The following is a 21,574-nucleotide window of genomic DNA, read 5'->3' on the forward strand; positions in this document are numbered from 1 at the left end:
CGCCAGACCTGGCCAGCCTCGCGGGGAAGACCCCCTCGTCTCCTTCGCCCCGTCGCCCCCGACGCCCGGGCTCGGGTGCACGACGGCGATCTGCTACATGTCGTCGCTGACCTCGAGGAGGCGGAGCTTGGGCTCGCCGCTGAACGGGTCGAGGACGACGTTCGAGAGCCGCTCGGAGAAGTAGTACGAGTTCACCGAGAAGAACAGCGGGGCGGTCGGGAAGTCCTGCGCGAGCGCCGCCTCGGCGTCCTGGTAGTGGCCGATGGCCTCGTCCAGGGACGCCGACTGGTCACCGGCGGCGACCGCGGCCTCGAACTCCTCGCCGTAGTACCCGAAGTTGGTGTTGCCGTTCTTCTCGTCGCCGCTCGCGTACACGGGAGCCAGGTAGTTCTCGTTGAGCGGGTAGTCCGGGAACCAGTTGGCGCGGAACGCGCCGTCGAAGTCCCGGGCGCCGCGCCTGGCGAAGTAGTCCGGCGTCGGGTCCAGCTCGTACGCGATGCCGAGCGTCTCCTGGATGGAGTCGCCCACGGCCTTGAAGAGCGCCTCCTCGGTCTCGTCCTGGCCGAGGTGGATCGTCAGGGTCTCACCGTCGGGCCAGCCGCCCGCGGCGTCCAGGGCGGCCTTGGCGGCGTCCGGGTCGAAGCTGCACCACTCGCACGTCCCGGGCTCGCCGCCGGGGACGCCGTCGGGCACCACCCAGCTGTCGGCGGGCACGCGCTGGCCCGGCATGAGGGCGTCGATGATGCCCTGCCGGTCGATCGCCATCGACAGCGCCTTGCGGACCTCGATGTCCTGCCACGGGCCCTCCTTGTACAGGGGGAACGCGAGGTAGGTGAGCGCCGCGCCGGGGCTCTCGAGGTAGCGCTCCTGCAGGCTCGGGTCGGCAGCGGCCGCGGCCTGCTCGGCGGGCGGCGGGAAGGCCACGTCGAGGATGCCCGCCTGGAAGTCGGGCCAGTTCTCCTCGCCCGCGTACTCGGTCCACTCGATGGTGTCGTAGGCAGGCGTCTCGTCCAGCGTGTACTCGTCCCAGCGGCTGGCGGTGAGGCTGATGCCCTGCTGCCACTCGTCCACCTGGAACGGCCCGTTGCCGATGGGCTGCGTGGCGCAGGTCTCGATGTCGTCGAGGCACGCCTGCGCGATCGGGAAGAAGCCCGTGTAGCCGAGCATCGTGGAGAACCCGGCGAACGGCGCCGTCAGCGTGACCTCCAGGGTGAGGTCGTCCTTGACCGCCAGCCCCGACAGCTCCTCGGCCGTGGGCTCGGTGACGACGTTGCCGTCGTCGTCGACCTCGCCCTGCATCGCGTCGTAGCCCTCGATACGCTCGAAGAAGTAGTTGTTCGCCATGGCGTTCGGGCCGTACGCGGCGTAGTTCCAGGCGCGGGCGAACGCGTTCGCGTCCACCGGCTCGCCGTTCTGGAACGTCAGGTCGGGCTTGATCGTGATCGTCCAGACCTTGTTGTCGTCGGACTCGACGCTCTCGGCGACGTAGTTGTACGGCTCCGTCGTCTCGGGGTCGTACCGGACCAGCCCGTCGTACACGACGTCCAGCACGGAGATGTTGTCCCCGACGTTGGAGTCCATCGGGAGCAGCGTGTCGACGTCCTGCTCCAGACCGAGGTGGACGGTGCCGCCTCCGCCCCCGTCGGTACCACCGTCCGTCCCGCCGTCGTCGTCTCCGCCACCTGACGAGCACCCCGCCAGGGCCAGCGTCACCGCGGCCGCTGTGGCGGCCCACCGAGTCGTCCTCACCGGCATCTCCCCACGTCGTTGCCGCCCCACGGCGGCATTGCCGTGGAACATATCGCCATCATGACGTCTGGTGACGAAAATCTCTGTTAAGGGTCGGTAACGATCGGTCTGCGTGTCGCGCCTCGGACCACCGACAGCCTGCTGGCTCGCACGCTGCCTCGACGCCTCCGGCCGACCTGGACTAGCCCACCGAGACCGCCGGGCAGGTGGACACGTCGACGGGCATGAAGTTAGATTTGTTCTAAGTTAATCTTCTTCTAGCATTACGAGGCGCGATGGAGTTCCAGGGCAGACGGTCCGATCTTGCTCGGCTCGACGATCAGCGACGCGCGGTCCGCGACGGCACGGGAGCCACTCGCGGCCGGGCCGTCATCGTGTCCGGCCGACGACGGGTCGGCAAGTCACGGCTCGTGCAGGAGTTCTGCGACCGCTCCGGCCTGCCCGCCGTCATCTTTCAGGCCACCCGTGGGCGCGCACCGGGAAGCGAGCGCGCGGAGTTCCTGGCGACCGTGACGCAGTCCGGGCTCCCGCAGGCGGGCCTCGTCGCGGGCCTGCAGGCAAGCGACTGGAACCAGGCGCTTCGCGCTCTGGCGATCGCGCTCCCCGACGACACGCCCGCCGTCGTCGTGCTGGACGAGATCCCGTGGCTCACCGAACGCGCCGCCGACTTCGAGGGCGCCCTGCAGACGGTGTGGGACCAGCATCTCGCCCACAAGCCCGTGCTGCTGCTCCTGGTGGGCAGCGACACGTCGGTGATGGAGCAGCTGCAGGAGCACGGGAGGCCGTTCTTCGGCCGCGCGACCCCGCTACGCGTCGAGCCCCTGCACGTGGCCGACGTCCAGGACGCCACGGGGCTCGATCCCGCCGCCGCGGTGGATGCCCTGCTCGTCACGGGCGGCTTCCCGGAGATCGTCCGGTCGTGGCCGCGCGGCATGACGCTACGCGACTTCCTCCGGACATCGTTCGCCGATCCGCTGTCCCCGCTGCTGGTCTCCGGCGAGCTCACCCTGCTGGGCGAGTTCCCCGAGTCCACCCAGGCGCGAGCGGTCCTCGAGGCGATCGGCACCGGGGAACGGACATTCACCGGGATCGCGTCCTCCGCCGGCGGGGACGGTGTGCTCAAGTCCGGGGCGCTCGGCCCGCTGCTGAAGACGCTGCAGGCCAAGCACGTGATCGCGGCCGACCGCCCCCTGTCGACGACGTCGGACACCAAGAACAACCGGTACCGCGTCGCCGACCCCTACCTCCGGTTCTGGCTGGCCTTCGCCGCGCGCGCGATCCCGCTCGTGGAACGCGGCCGCGGCGACGTCGCACTCGACCACGTCGAGCGCGGGTGGGCCGCCTGGCGGGGGCGCGCCGTCGAACCGTTCGTGCGCGCATCTCTCGAACGGCTCCTCCCCGACGACGCCTGGCCCACGACCGAGTTCGTCGGAGGGTGGTGGAACCGCCGCAACAACCCGGAGGTCGACCTCGTCGGTGCCGACCGCACACCGGTCGCCCGGTCGGTGCAGTTCCTGGGATCCGTCAAGTGGCACGAGTCCCGGCCCTTCGGCCGCCAGGAGTACGACGCGCTCGCCCGCGCCGTCACCGCGGTGCCCGGCGCCGACGCCACCACCCCGCTCGTCGCGGTCTCCCGGTCCGGGGTCGACGGCGACCTGCCGCTCGCCGCCACCTGGGGCCCGGAGCAGCTGGTGGCCGCCTGGCGCTGAGCCGGAGTCCCGGCTCAGACGGCTCCGTCAACAGTTCTCCCACCTCGCGCAGCCGGCCATCTCCAACGTCGGCTCGATGGGGGTGTCGCCCGCCGTGCGCTCCGTCACGTACGTCTCTCGACCCACCCACTCACCCTCGGTGTCGAAGTACCACTGCTCGAGAAGCCGACGCTCGACGACGTCGTACACGTAGCGCTCGCCGGTCCGTCCGTCCACGACATGGTCGAGAACCTCACCGGGCCGTCCCGTCGAGTCGCTCCCGACCTCGAGCGTCGTCACCGAGAGCTCGCTCATCACCTGCCAGACGGCATCTCGAAGCGCCGGCGGTGCAGGGCTCTCACGAAGCAGTTCGGCTGCCATCTCGAACACCTTGTCTTCGGGCGTGCCGGCCCCCCTGTCAGGCCGGACGCTGTCGAACAGGATCTCGCGCAGCCGCGGTGCACTCGTCGGGAGCTCGTAGAGCTCGTCCCAACCGATCAACACCCACTCGCCGTCGATCTTCAGACTGCCCCAGGCCGACGGACCCTTCGCCCAGGCGTCGTCGACGTTCTGGTTCTGGATGTGGAGTCCTGGATCGTCGTGGCCGCTCCAGCTCTGCTCGAAGGCCACCGTGTCGTCACCGCGCTCCTGATGATTCGACTCGACGTACCAGTACTTCCCCTCGGGCCAGCCGGGTGCGACGGACACGTGCGGCGCGGGCTCCTCGGCCTTCTCGGAGTCGTCGGTCGCCATCACCGGGCCCGCGGGCTGTACCTGCGCCGGCCGGACCCACGGCTCGGCGCTCACCGCCCAGGTGGCGGCAAGCGCCACGACCCCGACCGACGCGAGGCCCGTGACGACGACGCGCCGCACCCGCCGCCGTCGCGCCCGGGGGACGACGGCGTCGAGGTCGACGGCGATCTCGGGTCCGACGGTGTCGATGTGCGCGCGCAGCTCGCGCGCGAAGTCCTCGTCGTTCGTGCGGTGCGTCATCGTGCGCCTCCCTGGTCGGAACCGTCGTCGGCCGCTCCGAGCACGGACCGCAGCTGGGCGAGCCCGCGCGAGGCGGTGGACTTGACCGTGCCGAGCGACACGCCGAGGTCGCGGGCGACCTCGCGCTCGGTGAGCCCCACGAGGTGCCGCAGCACCACGATTCGACGCTGACGGGTGCTGAGCGTCGCGAGCGCCCGCACGAGCTGGTCCCGCTCGGCGTGGTGCTCGGCCGCGCTCCTGCGCTCCGCGCCCTCGGGCAGCGCCGTCGGCTCGGTGAGCACCTCGCGGCGCCGCCGGCGCCAGTGGTCGATGCGCAGGTTCGCCAGGGTCCGGCGCGCGTAGGCCAGGGGATCGCGCTCGCGGGCCTTGCGCCACGACAGGAAGGTGCGGGTGAGCGCCTGCTGCACGAGCTCGTCCGCGAGGTGCTCGTCGCCGCACAGCAGCCAGGCCGTGCGCGCGAGCGCCGGCGCGGCGTCGCGCATGAAGGCGGTGAACTCCTCCTCGTAAGAGGTGCCCACCCGCACGACGCGGAAGCCCGCGTCGTCGGGAGGGTCGGCGGCGTCCGCCGCTGTCATCGTCACGGTCATGTGTTGTACACGTCCGCGCGGGCCCGAAGGTTGAGTGGCTACGAGAGCTGCTGCTTCGAGACAGTCTCGGTTCGGCATTCCGTCCCCGGGTCGGCACACATTCGTGCCGACCCGGGGACGGAATGCCGAACCAGCAGTCAGGAAGCGACGCGGTTCACGACCCGGTCGAGCACGGCGACGGCGTGGTCGAGCACGTTCTCCTCCACGGTGAGGGCCGGGCGGAAGCGCACGGAGCGTTCGCCGCAGCCGAGCATGAGCACGTGCTCGGCGTGCATCCCGGCGACCACCGCGTCGCGCACCTCCCGCGACGGCAGGGAGACCGCGCACATGAGGCCGCGGCCGCGCGGGTCGGTGACGACGCCGGGATGCGCGGCGGCGAGCTTCTCCAGGCGGGCGAGCAGGCCTGCGCCGACGCGCCCGGCACGCTCGACGAGGCCGTCCGCCTCGTAGACCTCGAGGATGCGGCGCGAGCGCACCATGTCGACGAGGTTGCCGCCCCAGGTGGAGTTGATGCGCGAGGAGATGTGGAAGACGTTGTCGCCGACCTCGTCGACGCGGCCGCCGGCCATGACGCCGCAGACCTGCAGCTTCTTGCCGAACGCGACGACGTCGGGCTGCACGCCGAGCTGCTGGTACGCCCAGGCGGTTCCGGTGAACCCGCCGCCCGTCTGCACCTCGTCGAGCACGAACAGGGCGTCGTGCTCGTGGCACAGGGCCTGCATGGCCTGCAGGAACTCCGGGCGCAGGTGGTGGTCGCCGCCCTCGCCCTGGATGGGCTCGGCGACGAAGCAGGCGATGTCGTGCGGGTGCGCCTCGAAGGCGGCCCGCGCCTCGGCGAGCGCCCTCGCCTCGAGCGCCTCGACGTCGCGGGGCGCGCCGTCGGCGTCGTGCCCCGGGTACGGGGAGGTGATGCGCGGCCAGTCGAACTTCGGGAACCGGGCGACCTTGCCGGGCTCGGTGTTGGTCAGGGACATGGTGTAGCCGGAGCGGCCGTGGAACGCGTGCTTGAGGTGCAGCACCTTCGTGCCGAGCTCGGGCGAGCGGCCGTGCGCCTCGTTGTGGCGCGACTTCCAGTCGAACGCGACCTTGAGCGCGTTCTCGACGGCGAGCGCGCCGCCGTCGACGAGGAACAGGTGCGGCAGGGCGGGGTCGCCGAGGACGCGGGAGAACGTGTCGACGAAGCGCGCCAGCTCGACCGTGTAGACGTCGGAGTTGGACGGCTTGTTGACGGCGGCGCGCGCCAGCTCGGCGCGGAACGCGGCGTCGGCGGCGAGCCGGGGGTGGTTCATGCCCAGGGCGTTGGACGCGAAGAAGGTGAACAGGTCCGTCCACTCGGTGCCGTCGCGGGCATCGACGAGGGTCGAGCCGTGCGAGGCGTCGAGGTCGAGCACGAGGTCGAACCCGTCGACGAGCATGTGCTCGCGCAGCGACTCGAGGACGGCGGTGGCCTCGATCGAGCCACCGACGCTGGGGGCTGTGGGCTGAGAGATTGTCTCGGTCATGCCTTGACCATAGGAGAGATTGTCCGGCGCCACCAGGGTTACACCGGAGAATCTTGCGTCACGGCAGGACGGGGCGCCCCTCGAAGTAGGTGCGCAGCACGATCGTCGAGCGGGTGGACACGCCGGCCTCGCGCCGGATGCGCCCGAGCAGGTCCTCCAGGGCGCTGGGCGAGGGCACGCGGACCAGCAGCAGGTAGTTGGACGCCCCGGCGACGGACCAGCAGGCCTCGATCCCCTCGATGTCGCGGAGCCGCTCGGGCGCGTCGTCGGCCTGCGACTGGTCGAGCGGCGTGATCTCCACGTACGCGGTGATGGGCAGCCCGACCGTCTCGGGGTCGACGACGGCGCGGTATCCGGTGATCACACCGCGCGCCTCGAGCTTGCGCACCCGCGCCTGCACGGCGGACTGCGACAGCCCGGACGCCTCCGCGAGCGTGGCGAGCGTGGCCCGCCCGTCGGCCCGCAGCGCCTGCACGATCGTCCGGTCGACGCCGTCCAGCCCGTCGCCGCTCATCCGGCCACCTCCGCCGCCTCGAGCCACGCCATCTCCAGCTCCTCCTTCTCGGCGACGAGCTCGCGCAGCCGCGCGTCGAGCGCGGCGACGCCCTCGTAGTCCGTCGGGTCCGCCGCCATCTCGTCGTGCAGCCGCTTCTCCTCGTCGGCGATCTTCGTCAGCCGCCGCTCGACCCGCTGCAGCTCCTTCCTCGCCGCCCGCGTCTCCGCCGCCGTCGCCTTCTGACTCTCCCCACCCGGCGACGGCGCTGCGGCACCCGCCGGGGCTGACGAGGAACCCCCAGCAACCGCGACGGACGACCCCGAGGCGGGCTCGAAGGAGTCCTTGTCGAGAGGCTGGATGGGACTGGCGGGAGCGCCCGAGGAACGAGGGCGCGGATGGACGCCTCGCGACAAGGACTCCTTCGAGCCCGCCGCTCCAGCCCCAGCACGCCGCAGAGAGAGGTACTGCTCGACCCCGCCCGGCAGGTCTCGCAGCGCCCCGTCGCCCAGCAGCGCCCACTGCCGGTCGCACACCCGCTCCAGCAGGTACCGGTCGTGCGAGACGACGATGAGCGTGCCGGGCCACCCGTCGAGCAGGTCCTCGACGGCGGCGAGGGTGTCGGTGTCGAGGTCGTTGGTGGGCTCGTCGAGCAGCAGCACGTTGGGCTCGGAGACGAGGAGCCGCAGCAGCTGGAGGCGGCGGCGCTCGCCGCCGGACAGGTCGCGCACGATGGTGTGGGCGCGCTCGCGGGTGAAGCCGAGCCGTTCGGTGAGCTGCCCGGCGGTGAGCTCCTTGCCGTCGACGACGACGGTGCGCTTCTCGCGGTCGACGACCTGGACGGCCGTGAGGTGGCCGACGTCGTCGAGCTCGCCGACGTCCTGGGTGAGCTCGGCGACCTCGACGGTCTTGCCGCGGCGCACGCGGCCGGCGTCGGGCTCGCGGCGTCCGGCGAGCAGCGACAGCAGGGTGGTCTTGCCGGCGCCGTTGACGCCGACGACGCCGTACCGGTCGCCGGGGCCGAGCCGCCAGGTGACGTCGTCGAGGAGGACGCGGCGGCCGTCGGCGTCGCGCGGGCCCGCCTCGTGCCCGTCGCGGGCGGGCACGGTGACGGTGACGTCCTCGAGGTCGAGCACGTCCTTGCCGAGGCGGCGGGTGGCCATCTGGGTGAGCTCGAGGGTGTCGCGGGGCGGCGGCTCGTCGGCGATGAGCGCCTGGGCGGCGTCGATGCGGAACTTGGGCTTGGAGGTGCGGGCGGGTGCCCCGCGCTTGAGCCAGGCGAGCTCCTTGCGCAGCAGGTTGTTGCGCTTCTCGGCGGCCTGGGCGGCCTGCCGGGCGCGTTCGGCGCGGGCGAGGATGTAGGCGGCGTACCCGCCGTCGTACCCGTCGACGGCGCCGGTGCCGTCGCCGCGCACCTCCCAGGTGCGGGAGCAGACGGCGTCGAGGAACCAGCGGTCGTGGGTGACGACGACGAGCGCCCCGGTGGCGCCGGGGCGCCCGTACCGCTGCGTGAGGTCCTCGGCGAGCCAGGCGACGCCCTCGACGTCGAGGTGGTTGGTGGGCTCGTCGAGCAGCAGGACGTCGGGGTCCTCGACGAGCAGCGCGGCGAGGGCGACGCGGCGCCGCTGCCCGCCGGAGAGTGTGGACGCGGGCTGGTCGAGGTCGAGGTCGGCGAGCAGGCTGGCGTGCACGGAGCGGATGCGGGCGTCGGACGCCCACTCGTGGGTGGCGTCGTCCCCGTGCACGAGGTCGCGGATCGTGGCGGCGTCGTCGTCCACGTCGCGCTGGACGAGCATGCCGAGGCGGGACCCGCCGACGCGGGTGACGCGGCCCGCGTCGGGCGCCTGGGTGCCGGCGAGCAGGCGCAGCAGCGTGGACTTGCCGGCACCGTTGGGGCCGACGACGCCGATGCGGTCGCCGTCGTCGAGGCCGAGGGAGACGTCGTGCAGGAGGGTGCGGGTGCCGATGGTCAGCGCGATGCCGTCGGCGCCGAGGAGATGTGCCACGCCACGAGGGTAGTCATCTCCCGGGCGCCGACGGCCCCGGTGCAGGTCAGGTCAGGTCAGGTCAGTACAGGATGGACGTCGTCGAGCGTGGCCAGGCGAGGGTGGCGTAGATCTGCACCATGGCGGCCTGCTCCAGCAGCTCGGTGTGCTCGTTCCCGGCGGTGAACAGCCCGGTGGCGGGGTCGCGCTCGGAGTCCCACTGGTGGTCGGCGTAGTCCGCCATGGCGTGCCGGTACGTGGTGGCGCCGGTGACGGACTCCAGCAGCAGCAGGTTCTTGAACCAGATGGAGTTGAAGAACATCGGCTGGTCGTCGAGCCGCCCCTCGGTGACGTAGTGCCGGTACGACGCCTCCGCGATCGCCTCCGCCTTGTCCAGGTACTGCTGGTCGCCGGTGGCCTGGTACAGCAGGGTGTAGGTGCCCACGGGAACGCCCTGGTTGTACGACCACTGCGTGCGGTCGATCGACCCGTCGAGCTTGATGTTGTCCCAGTACAGGCCGTTCGGGGCCAGCAGGTGCTCGTCGGTCCACTCCACCATCCGCAGCGCCCAGTCGAGGTAGCGCTGCTCGCCGGTGATCATGAACAGGCGGGTGGCGAGCTGGGCGCCGGGCATGGTGGAGACGGTGTTGCGGTCGGTGCTCCAGTCGGCCTGCGTCCAGAAGACGCCGCCCGGGGCGGGGTGGTCCGGGTCGGTGTCCCACCCGGAGACGACGAGCTCGAAGATCTCCTTCGCCCGGTCGAGCGCCGCGGCGTCGCCGGTGGCGAGGTGCTGCTGCACCTTCGCGAGGGCGACCCACTCGTTGTCGTCGTAGAACATGTCGCCGCCGTCGCCGTACGGCGCCCGCGGGTACGAGTCGTAGCCGGGCAGGCCGGTGGTGCCGCCGCCGGCGTTCCAGAAGTGCTCCTGGCCGCGGGCGGCGTCGGCGAGGTCGTCCTCGAACGACCGCCCGAGCGCCCCGGGCAGCCCGGTGAGGTCCAGGGCCGCGACGTGCGCCTGGGAGTGCGGCCACTCGAAGGAGTAGTCGCGGTCCTCGGCGCCGCTGGGGTACCTCTCACGGTACAGGCCGGAGCCGTCGTCGGCGGACATGTACCGCTGCATGGCGTCGTAGCTGGCGACGGCGCGCTGCACCTGGGTGCGCGGGGTGTCGTCGGGCCCGTGGCCGTCGCCCTCGGCGGCGGCGGGGCCGGCGGCCCCGACGACGCACGCCAGGGCGGCGAGGCTCCCGACGGCTCTGGTGAACCTCATCGTTCTCTCCTTCGCTCGGGTGGTGCTCGGGTGGTGCTCGGTCGGTCTCGCGGGTCAGCGCCGCACGCGCAGCGTGAGGACCTGGAACCCGGTGAGGTCCACGAGAACGTCGCCCCCGTCCTGCTCGGCGGCGCCGAGGGTGCGCTCCAGCAGGTCGGTGACCTCGACGTCGCGGTGCGCGAAGCCGAGGGAGACGCGTGCCCGTGCCCGCCCGCCGCGGCTCTCGTAGAGGCGCAGCACGACGTCGCCGCTGCCGTCCTCGGCGAGCTTGACGGCCTCGACCACCACGGCGTCGTCGTCCACCGTCACGAGCGGCTCGACGCCCCGGGCCCCGGTGACGGTCCGCTCGGGCAGGTTGAGCGCGTAGCCGTGCCGGATCGCGTCGTCGATGCCGGCGCCGACGACGAGCTCGCAGCGCAGCTCGTGCTCCCCCTGGTCGGCGTCGGGGTCGGGGAACTTCGGGGCGCGCAGCAGCGAGAGCCGCACGGTGGTGCCGGTGGCGGAGTCGCGCCCGGCCCGGGTGTCGTCGACGCGGGTGGCGGTGATGTCGTGCCCGTAGGTGGAGTCGTTCGCGACGGCGACGCCGAAGCCGGGCTCGCCGACGTGCACCCACCGGTGGGCGACGGTCTCGAACCGGGCGTGGTCCCACGACGTGTTGGTGTGGACGGGCCGGTGCACGTGCCCGAACTGGATCTCCGAGGTCGCCCGGTCGGCGTGCACGTCGAGCGGGAACGCGAGCTTGAGCAGCTTCTGCCGCTCGTGCCAGTCGACCCGGGTGGTGATACGCAGCGCGCGCCCGTCGACGGGCAGCGCGAGGTCCTGCTCGACGCGGGAGCTGCCCACCTCGCGGACGACGCGCAGCGCCGGGCCCGCCGTCGTGGCGACGGTCTCGATCTTCGCCGGATCGTCCAGGTCGGTGGTGGTGCGGCGGTGGTGCTCGTCGATGTCCCACGCCTCCCACTCGTTGGGGATGTCGCGGTGCAGCTGGAGCAGGTTCGCCCGGGCGCCGGGCAGGATCGCCTCGCGCCCGCTCGCGCGGTCGACGGCGGAGGTGACGTGTCCCGAGGCGTCGACGACGACGCGCACGACCTCGTTGTCCAGCACCCAGCCGCCGGCGCCGTCCGCCGCGGGCGCCACGGTGGTCTCCTGCCGCGGCCCGTCGAGCACGCGGGCTCCGACGCCCGGCACGCCGGCGCGCGCGAACGGTCCGCTGTTGACGGCGACGACGGCGTCGCCCTCGCCGACCAGCGCCGCCAGCGCCCCGCCGACGATCTCCTCCAGCTCGGCGGCGACGGCAGCGTAGTTCCGCTCCGCCTCGCGGTGCACCCAGGCGATGGACGACCCCGGCAGGATGTCGTGGAACTGCTGCAGCAGCACCGTGCGCCACAGCCGCCGCAGGCGCTCGGCCGGGTACGCGGCGCCGGTGCGCACCGTCGCCGTCGCCGCCCACAGCTCGGCCTCGCGCAGCAGGTGCTCGCTGCGCCGGTTGCCGCGCTTGGTGCGCGCCTGCGAGGTGTACGTGCCGCGGTGGTACTCGAGGTACATCTCCCCCACCCACGTGGGCGGGTCGGCGTACTCGGCGCGCGCCGCGTCGAAGAACGACCGCGAGTCGGACAGCGTGACGCGCGGCGAGCCCTCGAGGTCCGCGGTCCGGCGCGCCTGGGCGACCATCTCCCGGGTGGGCCCGCCGCCGCCGTCGCCGTACCCGAAGGGCGCGAGCGACGTGTTGGCCCGGCCCTTCTCCGCGTACTGACGCTCGGCGCGGTCCAGCTCCTCGGCGGACAGGTCCGAGTTGTACGTGTCCACGGGCGGGAAGTGCGTGAAGACGCGGCTGCCGTCGATGCCCTCCCACCAGAACGTGTGGTGCGGCATCGTGTTGGTGTCGTTCCAGGAGATCTTCTGGGTGAGGAAGTTCTCGCTGCCGGCGAGGCGGGTGAGCTGCGGCAGCGCGGCCGTGTACCCGAAGGAGTCCGGCAGCCACACCTCCGTCGGCTCCACGCCGAGCTCGTCGATGAAGTACCGCTTGCCCTCGACGAACTGGCGGGCCAGCGCCTCGCCGCCGGGCATGTTGGTGTCGGACTCGACCCACATGCCCCCGACCGGCACGAACCGCCCCTCGCGCACCCGCTCACGGATCCGCTCGAACAGCTCCGGGTAGTGCTCCTGCACCCAGGCGTACTGCTGCGCGGAGGAGCACGCGAAGCGCACGTCCGGGTCCTCGTCCATCAACGACAGCACGTTCGAGAACGTGCGGGCGCACTTGCGCACGGTCTCGCGGGTGGGCCACAGCCAGGCGGAGTCGATGTGGGCGTGGCCGACGGCGTGCACGCGGTGCGCCGACGGCGTGGCCGGGCTCGCCAGGGCGCCCGCGAGCGCCGCCCGCCCTGCGGCGGCGGTGCCCGCGACGTCGTCCGGGTCGACGGCGTCGAGCATGTCCTCGCACGCGCGGAGCACCTCCGCGCCGCGGGGGCTGGTGGGCGGCAGCACCCGCACCAGACCCGACAGCGCCCGCACGTCGGCGAGCAGCTCGGTGACGGTCTCGTCGACGAGGGCGACGTGCATGGTCCGCAGCGCGTAGATCGGCGCGTCCCCCGCCGTCTCCCAGGCGCCCATCGGCGTCGGGCGGGTCCACGCCCCGCCGGGCACGTCGGGATTGGCGGCTGCCTCCACGAAGAGGTCGATCGTCCCGTCCGTGGCCAGCGCCCCACCCGGCGCCAGCGGCACGTGCTGGTTGCGGGGCTCGACGGCCTTGATGATCCGGCCGTCGGTGGTCCACGCCGTGCCCTCGGCCTGGAAGCCGGGGCCCGCGCCCGTGAAGCCGAGGTCGACGACGAGCTCGGCCCGGGTGCCGGCCGGCGCCGCCTCGCCGCGCCACTCGGCGGGCACGGCGCCGGTGACGCGGAACCACACGGTGTCCCAGGGGCGGCCCCAGGGCTCCCCGATCGCATGAGGCGCGTAGGTGGCGGCGGCGGCCTCGGCGAACGGCACCGGCTCCCCGCCGACGGTCCAGGCGGTGACGTCGAGCGGGCGTCGCTCGCGGTGCACGGCGGGCTCGAGCCAGTCGCGGACGAACCGCTCGAGTCGTGCGGTGGTGCGGGCGGTGGTGTCGTGCATGGAGGAGGCTCCTGGGTGGTGGTGTGCGGGGAGGGCGGGCGTCAGCCCTTGACGGCTCCGGCGAGGGAGAAGCCGGAGCCGGAGAGTCGCGAGACGAGCACGTACAGCCCGATCACGGGCAGGGCGTAGAGCATCGAGTAGGCGGCGAGCTGGCCGTAGGCGACGGACCCGTACTGGCCGAAGAAGGCGAAGATGCTCACGGCGGCGGGCTGCTTCTCGGGCGAGAGCAGCAGCACGAAGGGGACGAAGAAGTTCCCCCACGCCTGGATGAACACGAAGATGAACACGACGGCGATCCCCGGCCGCATCAGCGGCAGCACGATCCGGCGCAGCGTCGTCATGGCCGACGCGCCGTCGGTCCAGGCCGCCTCCTCCAGGGAGACGGGCACGGAGTCCATGAAGTTCTTCGTCATCCACAGGGCCATCGGCAGCGCGGTGGCCGCCATGAAGAAGATGGTCCCCGGCAGGGAGTCGAGCAGGTTGAGCCGCACGAACAGGGAGTAGACGGGCACCATCATCGCGGTGATGGGCAGGCAGGTGCCGAAGAGCACGGCGTACAGGAACGGCTTGTTGAACCGCATCCGGTACCGCGAGAGCGGGTAGGCCGCGAGCACGGAGGCGAGCACCGTGACGAGGCCGGAGCCGGCGGAGAGCAGGAAGGCGTTCGCGAGCGGCACCCACGTCTGCTCGGGGGTCATCACGGCGCTGAAGTTGGCGAACGTGAGCGCTTCCGGGAGGCCGACGGTCAGGGTGGCCTGCGCGTCGACGGACGCGAGCACGATCCAGCCGAGCGGCAGCAGGAAGCACAGCCCCACCACGACCAGCACCAGGTTGGCCGCCAAGCGCGTGGCGCGCGGGCCGGGCGCGACGAGCGCTGCCGGCCGGCGCGGGCGGCCGCGGTCGATGGGGGCGGCCGGCGTCGCCGGGGCCGTCGAGGTCGCCGTCATCAGTCCACCTCCGGCTTGAGGCTGCGGATGTACACCACGGAGAAGACGGCGCCGATGACGAGCATCACGGTGGCGATCGCGGTGCCGTACCCGACCTGCGCGAACTTGAACGCCTCCTGGTAGGCGAGGATCGGCAGCGTGGAGCTGTCGGTGCCGGGCCCGCCGCCCGTCATCACGTAGATGAGGGTGAAGACGGACAGGGTCTGCAGCGTGGTGAGCATGAGGTTGGTCGAGATGCTGCGCCGGATGGTGGGCAGCGTGACCCAGACGAGTCGCTGGACGGCGGACGCGCCGTCCACCGTCGCGGCCTCGGTGATCTCCGGCGGCACCTCGGCGATGGCGGCGGAGTAGACCATCATCGAGAAGGCGGTGCCGCGCCAGACGTTGGCGAGGATCACCGCGAGCATGGGGTGCTCGAAGAGCCAGTCGGGCCCGGCGATGCCGACGCCGCCGAGCAGGGCGTTGAGGGTGCCGTCGGCGTGGAAGAACGCGTAGGCGGCGAACGCGGCGACGATCTCCGGCAGCACCCACGCGGCGACCACCAGCGTGGACACGGCGGCGCGGACGGGCCCGACGGCGGACCGCATGAGCATCGCCAGCCCGAGCCCGAGCAGGTTCTGCCCGACGACCGCGGAGGCGATGACGAACAGCACGGTGAGCCACAGCGACTTCGGGAAGTCGGGGTCGGCGAGCAGGTTCGCGTAGTTCTCGAGCCCGACGAACTCGGGGTTCGCGGCGGCCGGTCCGGTCAGCGCGGCGTTGGTGAACGAGCCGTAGAACGACCACACGACCGGGCCGAGCATGAACAGGGCGAGCAGCACCACGGCCGGGACGAGGGGGACGAGGCGCCGGGCGTCGCGCCGCACGTGGGTGCGGCGGGGTGCCGAGGGCTCCGGCCCCCTCGCCCCCGCGGGGGCGGGGGCGAGGGTGGTCACGCCTCAGCCCTCCGTGGTGTTCTCGGCGCCGACGAGGTCGACGACGGCCTGGTCGTAGGTGGCCGCGGCCTCGGCGGGGGTGGCCTGCCCGGTCATCACGGACTCCATGGCCACCTGGATGGCGTTGGAGATCTGCGCGTAGTCGGAGGTGGCGGGCCGGAAGTGGGTGACCTCGACGAGGTCGGAGAAGAACGGCACGGTCGGGTTCGCCTCAGCGTACGAGGGCTCCGCGGCGACGTCCTCGCGGACGGCGATCTGGCTGTTGTCGATCGCGAACCGCAGCGAGTTCTCCTTGTCGAGGGCGTGGGTGAGCACGTCGAAGGCGACGGCGGGGTGCTCGGTGCCCGCGCCGATCGCCATCGTCCAGCCGCCGGACATGCTCACCGCGCCGGGCTCCTGCCCGTGCTGGGTCGGCATCGGTGCCGTGCCCAGGACGTCGCTCCACTCCGGCCAGGGCGAGTTGCCCTGCTCCAGCCACGTCCCGGCCTGCCAGGACCCGTCGAGCGCGATCCCGAGCTTGCCGTTCGGCAGCCACTCCGAGGCGACGGTGGTGCCGACGTTCGGGTCGAGCGCCTGCTGCGGCGTCGGCGCCAGGCCCTCGCTGTACACGGTCTCGAGGAACGTCAGGGAGTCGACGAACTCCTGCGAGCCGACGACCCACTGCTGCGCGTCGGCGTCGTACAGGGTGCCGCCCGTGCCGTACAGCAGCATCTCGAAGCCCTGCATCGTCGAGGCCTCGCCCATCGGCTTGCCCGAGTAGATGTTGAACGGGATGACGTCCGGGTCCGACTCCTTGATCGCGCGGGCGGCTTCGAGGATGTCGTCCCAGGTCTGGGGCGCCCAGTCGTCGGGCAGCCCGGCCTTCGCGAGCACCTCGGAGTTGAACCACAGCCCGCGGGTGTCGGTGCCCATGGGGACGCCGTACGTCTTGCCGTCGTCGCCGAGCCCGGCCTGCTTGGCCGTGTCGACGAACTGGTCCCACTCGTCCCACCCGGCCAGGTGCTCGTCGAGCGGCAGCAGGTACCCGGCCTCGACGTCGGACTTGATCATGAACGTGTCCTCGTACATGAGGTCCGGGGCGGTGCTGGGCGAGCGCTGCATGAGCGCGAGCTTGGTGAAGTAGTCGTTCTGGCTGGCCTCGATCGGCACGAGCTCGATCGTGACGTCGGGGTTCTCGGCCTCGTACTCCGCCTTGACGTCGGTGAAGAGCTCGTCGGCCTGCGTGAAGTTGCCGAACTTCTGGTAGGCGATCTTGATCGTCGCCGCACCCTCGTCGCCGCCCGTGCCCGAGCCGCACGCGGCGGTCACGAGGGCGAGCGCTGCTGCCGCGGTGCCCGCGGCCAGGGGTCGTGCCAGTCGCATGGTGCTCCTTTGCCCACAGTGCGTGACCCGGGTCGGGCCGCCTGACGCGAATAACTCAACCGAATGGAGTTAATAGTGTCAAGCCCTCTGCCCGCTCCCGCTCATCAGGGTCGCGCCGCGGCTCGGCCGGGTCCGCGTCAGGGCAGGACGGCGCCCGTGCGGCCCACCAGGCCCGACGGGCGCGGGGCGAACGCGTCGTCCAGCACGAGGCTCGCGGCCCCGACCGCGCCGACGTCGTCCCCCACCGCCGACCCGAGCACCTCCACCGGGTGCATCTCGCGCAGCGTGGCGTGCGCGGCGAGCTCGGCGCGCACCACCGGCACGTACACCGGCGCGAGCCGCGCCCAGCTCGGCCCGCCGAACACGACCACGCCGGCGTCGAGCAGGTCCGCGACGATCGTGATCCCGCGCGCCACGCGCCGGGCCGAGGTCCGCAGCACCCGCTCCGCCGCCGGCCGGCCCGCCGCCGCCAGCCGGCAGACCTCGGTGAGCGCCGCGTCCAGCTCCGCCGGCGTCGACCGTGCGGTGGACGCGGGCAGGATCCCCGTCTCGACCGCCTCGTCGACCAGCGTGTCCGGGGCGGCACACCTCCCGATGCAGCCCCGGTTGCCGCAGCTGCACCGCGGGCCGTCGCTGTCGACGATGAGGTGCCCGATCTCGCCCGCGTTCCTCGACGTGCCCGCGAACACCTCGCCGTCGTGCGCCACCGCCGCCCCGACGCCGAAGCCCGTGTAGAAGAACAGCGACGTGCCCTGGCGCATGCGGTTGCCGCGCCACAGCTCCGCGACCATCGCGGCGGTCACGTCCTTCTCCAGCAGCACCTCCAGGCCCGTCGCGTCGGCGAGGGCGTCGCGCAGCGGCACGTCGACCCACCCGTCGAGCAGCGGCGGGTGGATGACGCGCCCCGACGGCATGTCGATCGGTCCGGGCGCGGCCACGCCGAGCCCGAGCACGTCCGCCCGGTCCACGCCGGCGTCGGCGAGCAGCTCGCGCACGCCGTCCGCGACGGCCGCCACCAGCGCGTCGGGCCCCGCCGGCGTCGCGAGCGCACGGCGACTCACGACCTCGCCGTCCAGGTCGGTGAGCACCGCCGTGACGACCACGGGGTCGACGTGCACCCCGAGCGCGTACGCGCCCCGCGGGTCCAGGTGCAGCATCGTGCGGGGCTTGCCGCGCCCCTCGACCCGGCGCTCCCCCTCGACCACGAGCCGCCGCGCGAGCAGGCGGGAGACGATGTTCGAGATCGTCTGCAGGGACAGTCCGGTGCTCGCGGCGAGCTCGACCCGGCTCACGCCGTCGTCGGCGCGCCGGATCCGGTCCAGCACGACACGCTGGTTGAAGTCGCCCACGCGCGGCAGGTTCGTCCCGCGTCCCACTCCGCCGCCTCCCGCTCGTCCGTCTGCGGGTCAGGGTAGCCATCCCCGGCGCGCCCGGCGCTACAGTGCACCCGTCCACCGCCCGCGCCGACGCGGGCGGTCCCGACGACACGGAGGACCCATGGCCCAGTTCGACCTGTCCGTCGCCGAGCTCGAGACCTACCGGCCCGAGATCGACGAGCCCGCCGACTTCGACGCCTTCTGGACGGCCACGGTGGCCGAGGCGCGCGGGCACGACGCCGGGCCCGTGCTGGAGCGGGTCGACACCGGGCTGACCCAGGTGGTCGTGGACGACGTGACGTTCCCGGGCTTCGACGGGCACCCCGTGAAGGGCTGGCTCGTGCGCCCCGCGCACGCCGAGGGGCCGCTGCCCGCCGTCGTCGAGTACCTCGGCTACGGGGGCGGGCGCGGGCTGCCGCACGAGCGGCTCGGGCTCGCCGCGGCCGGGTACGCCCACCTGGTCATGGACACGCGCGGGCAGGGCTCGGGCTGGGGCTCGGGCGGCGACACCCCGGACCCCGTGGGCAGCGGGCCCGCCTCGCCCGGCTTCCTGACCCGCGGCATCCTCGACCCGGCGGAGCACTACTACCGCCGCGTCTTCACCGACGGCGTGCGCGCGGTGGACGCCGTGCGGCAGGTCGACGGCGTCGACCCGGCGCGGGTGGCCGTGACGGGCGGCAGCCAGGGCGGCGGCATCGCGATCGCGGTCGCGGGGCTCGTGCCCGACGTCGCCGCGGCGGCGCCGAACGTGCCGTTCCTGTGCCACTACCGCCGGGCCGTCGCGATCACCGACGCCAAGCCCTACGGCGAGATCACGACGTACCTGTCGGTGCACCGCGAGCACGCCGACGCCGTGTGGCGCACCCTGTCGTACCTGGACGGGGCGTCCTTCGCCCGCCGCGCGCGGGCCGCGGGCCTGTTCTCGGTGGCGCTGATGGACGCCGTCTGCCCGCCGTCGACCGTCTACGCCGCCTTCAACGCGTGGGGCGCGGACACCGGCGACACCGCCGCCCGGGAGATCGACGTCTACCCGTACAACGGGCACGAGGGCGGCCAGGAGTACCGCTTCGCCCCGACCCTGGCCTGGTTCGGCAAGCACGTGTGATCCGCCGCTGCCCGCCGGGGAGGGGAACCGGTAAGGCGTTGTGGGCGTGAGTTTGGCGCTATCGGCGGGGTCGATAGCGCCAAACTCGCGCCCACAACACCTTGGGGATGGCGTCAGGCGAGGAGGCGGGCCCCGGGCGCCGGACCGCTCGTGCACCAGACCGCGTCGGCGGCACCCTCGGCGGTCCACGTCGCGGCGATCGCCAGGGCGTGCTGCCGGGAGCGGGCGAGCGCGGCGACCGACGGCCCGGAGCCGGAGACCAGCACGCCGAGCGCCCCCGCCTCGCGGGCGACGTCCAGCGTCCGCTCGAGGTCGGGGCGCAGGGACAGCGCCGCGTCCTGCAGGTCGTTGTGCAGGGCGGCGCCGAGCGCGTGCGGGTCACCAGCCCGCAGCGCCTGCATGAGGGCGGTGTCCTCGGAGAGCTCCGGGTCGTGGGCGCCGTCCGCCTGCTCGTCGAACCGGCCGTAGACCTCGGGCGTGGAGAGCCCGTCGTCGCGGGTGGCGAAGACCCAGTGGAACTCTCCGCGCGTCATGGCGGGGGTGAGCAGGTGCCCGCGGCCGGTGCCGACGGCGGTGTGCCCCAGCAGCGCGAAGGGCACGTCGGAGCCGAGCTCGGCGGCGAGGCCGAGCAGGTCGTCACGGCTCAGGCCCGTGGCCCACAGGGCGTCGCACGCCACCAGCGTCGCGGCGGCGTCCGCCGAGCCGCCGGCCATCCCGCCCGCGACCGGCACGCCCTTGGCGAGGTGCAGCGCGACGTCGGCGGCGACCCCGACCCGCTCGGCGAGCAGGACGGCGGCCCGGTGCGCGAGGTTCGTCTCGTCCAGCGGCACACGCTCGGACTGCGGGCCCTCCACGGTGAGCTGCACCCCGGCGCCCTCGGGTACCTGCCGGGCCGTGACCTCCTCCACGAGCGCGACCGCCTGGAAGATGGTCACGAGGGGGTGGTACCCGTCGTCCTGGGGCGCGCCGACCCGCAGGGAGAGGTTCACCTTGCCGGGGGCGCGCACGCGCACGGACGGGGTGGGGGCGGCGGCGAGCTGCGTCACGTGTCCACCGTGCCAGCGCGGAGGGGGACGTGCTCGGCGATCCGCGCGAAGTCCGCGATCCCGAGGCGCTCGCCCCGCAGCCCGGGGTCCACGCCGGCGGCACGCAGGGCCTCCTCGGCGGCGGGGCCGGAGCCGCACAGGCCGGAGAGCGCGGCACGCAGCGTCTTGCGGCGCTGGGCGAACGCGGCGTCCACGACGGCGAAGACCTCCTCGCGGGTCGCCGTCGTCGACGGCGGGTCCCGGCGCTCCAGCGCCACCAGGGCGGAGTCCACGTTCGGCACCGGCCAGAAGACGTGCCGGCTCACGTCGAACGACCGGTGCGCCGCCGCGTACCAGGCGGCCTTGGCCGACGGCACCCCGTACGTGCGCGAGCCGGGCGGCGCGGCCAGCCGGTCGGCAACCTCGGCCTGCACCATCACCAGGACCCGCTCCAGGGAGTCGAAGCGCTCGAGGAACGTCAGCAGCACGGGGACGGCGACGTTGTACGGCAGGTTGGCCACGAGCGCGGTCGGGGCCTCGCCCGGCAGCTCGCGGACCTCGAGCGCGTCGGCCGTGACCACCTCGAAGTCGGCCTCGGGCGCGTGCGCCCGCACCGTGTCGGCAATCTGCCCGGCGAGCACCGGGTCGATCTCGACGGCGACGACGGAGCAGCCCGCCTCGAGCAGGCCGAGCGTCAGGGACCCCAGCCCGGGGCCGATCTCCACCACGCGTTCGCCCGGGCGGAGCCGCGCCGCGCGCACGATCTTGCGGACCGTGCCGCCGTCGTGCACGAAGTTCTGCCCGAGCGTCTTCGTGGGCCGGACGCCCAGGCGCCCTGCCAGCTCGCGGATCTCCGCAGGGCCGAGCAGGGCGCCAGGGGTGTTCGTCATGCGCAGAGTTTATCCGCAGGGCCGGTCGGGCCCCCCGGCACTCCGGTGTCCGGTCAGTACCAGCCCACCGACTGCGAGTGGCCCCACGCCCCGCACGGCGACCCGTAGCGGCCGGCGATGTAGTCCAGGCCCCACTCGATCTGCGTGGCCGGGTTGCTCTGCCAGTCAGAGCCGGCGGTGCCCATCTTCGAGCCGGGCAGGGCCTGCGGGATGCCGTAGGCCCCCGACGACGGGTTCTGGGCGGTGGTGCTCCAGCCCGACTCCTTGGTCCACAGCGCCTCGAGGCACGTCCACTCGGAGCCGGTCCAGCCACGCGCGGCGGCCATCTGCCGGCCGATGTCGCGGGTCGAGCCGGAGTAGGTCGTCGAGGACGACGACGAGCCGGAGGACGACGACGAGCTCGACGTGGCGGGCTCCGGCTCGGGCTCCGGGCGCTCCTTGGTGCCCTCGACCAGGATCTCGGCCAGCGGCTTGGTGGTCACCTTGTCGGAGAGCTTCTTCTTCTTCACGACCTCGCCGTCCACGGTCGTGACGCGGAAGACCTTGGTGCGCTCGC

17 protein-coding genes are annotated in these 21,574 nt (G+C 73.0%); 2 read left to right on the forward strand and 15 right to left on the reverse strand.

The window, feature by feature from the left end; genetic code table 11:
• Nucleotides 1–93 precede the first annotated feature (93 nt).
• Nucleotides 94–1,749, reverse strand: a complete 1,656-nt coding sequence (locus EYB28_RS16940) for an ABC transporter substrate-binding protein (protein WP_166850290.1) — start codon at nt 1,747–1,749, stop codon at nt 94–96.
• Nucleotides 1,750–2,123: 374 nt separating this feature from the next.
• Here EYB28_RS16940 and EYB28_RS16945 point away from each other — a divergent pair, with 374 nt between their 5' ends.
• Nucleotides 2,124–3,458: a DUF234 domain-containing protein gene (locus EYB28_RS16945; RefSeq protein ID WP_205710950.1), complete on the forward strand. Its 1,335-nt coding sequence runs from the start codon at nt 2,124–2,126 to the stop codon at nt 3,456–3,458.
• 27 nt (nt 3,459–3,485) lie between these two features.
• Here EYB28_RS16945 and EYB28_RS16950 read toward each other — a convergent pair whose 3' ends face one another.
• The 11 genes from EYB28_RS16950 to EYB28_RS17000 all read right to left on the reverse strand — a co-directional run bounded on the left by EYB28_RS16950 (nt 3,486) and on the right by EYB28_RS17000 (nt 17,998).
• Nucleotides 3,486–4,430, reverse strand: coding sequence for a hypothetical protein (locus EYB28_RS16950; protein WP_166850295.1), 945 nt, complete (start codon nt 4,428–4,430; stop codon nt 3,486–3,488).
• A complete protein-coding gene (locus EYB28_RS16955) occupies nt 4,427–5,005 on the reverse strand; it encodes a SigE family RNA polymerase sigma factor (protein WP_370459517.1) in 579 nt (192 codons plus the stop codon). Before EYB28_RS16955 ends, EYB28_RS16950 begins: the two co-directional genes overlap by 4 nt.
• Before the next feature lie 149 nt (nt 5,006–5,154).
• Nucleotides 5,155–6,519, reverse strand: a complete 1,365-nt coding sequence (lat, locus tag EYB28_RS16960; protein WP_166850299.1) for an L-lysine 6-transaminase — start codon at nt 6,517–6,519, stop codon at nt 5,155–5,157.
• 58 nt (nt 6,520–6,577) lie between these two features.
• Nucleotides 6,578–7,033, reverse strand: a complete 456-nt coding sequence (locus tag EYB28_RS16965) for an Lrp/AsnC family transcriptional regulator (protein ID WP_166850300.1) — start codon at nt 7,031–7,033, stop codon at nt 6,578–6,580.
• Nucleotides 7,030–9,018, reverse strand: a complete 1,989-nt coding sequence (locus EYB28_RS16970) for an ABC-F family ATP-binding cassette domain-containing protein (protein WP_166850301.1) — start codon at nt 9,016–9,018, stop codon at nt 7,030–7,032. Before EYB28_RS16970 ends, EYB28_RS16965 begins: the two co-directional genes overlap by 4 nt.
• Before the next feature lie 61 nt (nt 9,019–9,079).
• A complete protein-coding gene (locus EYB28_RS16975; RefSeq protein WP_166850303.1) occupies nt 9,080–10,264 on the reverse strand; it encodes a glycoside hydrolase family 76 protein in 1,185 nt (394 codons plus the stop codon).
• A 54-nt stretch (nt 10,265–10,318) separates the two neighbouring features.
• The gene (locus EYB28_RS16980; RefSeq protein WP_166850305.1) at nt 10,319–13,378 is read right to left on the reverse strand and encodes a glycoside hydrolase family 38 C-terminal domain-containing protein; all 3,060 of its coding nucleotides are present in this window, start codon (nt 13,376–13,378) and stop codon (nt 10,319–10,321) included.
• Between the two features lie 41 nt (nt 13,379–13,419).
• Nucleotides 13,420–14,325 (reverse strand): carbohydrate ABC transporter permease, encoded by a 906-nt coding sequence (locus tag EYB28_RS16985; protein WP_166850306.1) that lies wholly within the window; start codon nt 14,323–14,325, stop codon nt 13,420–13,422.
• Nucleotides 14,325–15,260, reverse strand: coding sequence for a carbohydrate ABC transporter permease (locus tag EYB28_RS16990; RefSeq protein WP_370459493.1), 936 nt, complete (start codon nt 15,258–15,260; stop codon nt 14,325–14,327). The genes EYB28_RS16985 and EYB28_RS16990 overlap by 1 nt, the downstream gene beginning before the upstream one ends.
• 3 nt (nt 15,261–15,263) lie before the next feature.
• Nucleotides 15,264–16,622 carry an ABC transporter substrate-binding protein gene (locus EYB28_RS16995; protein WP_166850308.1) on the reverse strand — a complete coding sequence of 453 codons (1,359 nt, stop codon included), beginning with the start codon at nt 16,620–16,622 and terminating at the stop codon, nt 15,264–15,266.
• Between the two features lie 137 nt (nt 16,623–16,759).
• Nucleotides 16,760–17,998 (reverse strand): ROK family protein, encoded by a 1,239-nt coding sequence (locus EYB28_RS17000; protein ID WP_240930610.1) that lies wholly within the window; start codon nt 17,996–17,998, stop codon nt 16,760–16,762.
• Nucleotides 17,999–18,119: 121 nt separating this feature from the next.
• Between EYB28_RS17000 and EYB28_RS17005 the strand changes: the two genes are divergently transcribed.
• On the forward strand, nt 18,120–19,103 hold the full coding sequence (locus EYB28_RS17005) for an acetylxylan esterase (RefSeq protein ID WP_166850310.1): 984 nt from the start codon (nt 18,120–18,122) through the stop codon (nt 19,101–19,103).
• A gap of 113 nt (nt 19,104–19,216) precedes the next feature.
• On the opposite strand, the gene EYB28_RS17010 is transcribed toward EYB28_RS17005, so the two are convergent.
• The 3 genes from EYB28_RS17010 to EYB28_RS17020 form a co-directional block, all read right to left on the reverse strand.
• The gene (locus tag EYB28_RS17010) at nt 19,217–20,149 is read right to left on the reverse strand and encodes a 4-(cytidine 5'-diphospho)-2-C-methyl-D-erythritol kinase (protein ID WP_166850313.1); all 933 of its coding nucleotides are present in this window, start codon (nt 20,147–20,149) and stop codon (nt 19,217–19,219) included.
• Complete coding sequence (gene rsmA / locus EYB28_RS17015) at nt 20,146–21,018, reverse strand: 16S rRNA (adenine(1518)-N(6)/adenine(1519)-N(6))-dimethyltransferase RsmA (RefSeq protein ID WP_166850315.1); 873 nt, start codon at nt 21,016–21,018, stop codon at nt 20,146–20,148. The genes EYB28_RS17010 and rsmA overlap by 4 nt, the downstream gene beginning before the upstream one ends.
• A 53-nt stretch (nt 21,019–21,071) precedes the next feature.
• A partial coding sequence (locus EYB28_RS17020) for a G5 domain-containing protein (protein WP_205710951.1) occupies nt 21,072–21,574 on the reverse strand: 503 nt, incomplete at its 5' end.

The organism is Isoptericola sp. BMS4 (assembly GCF_011634835.1).
Lineage (GTDB): Bacteria > Actinomycetota > Actinomycetes > Actinomycetales > Cellulomonadaceae > Isoptericola.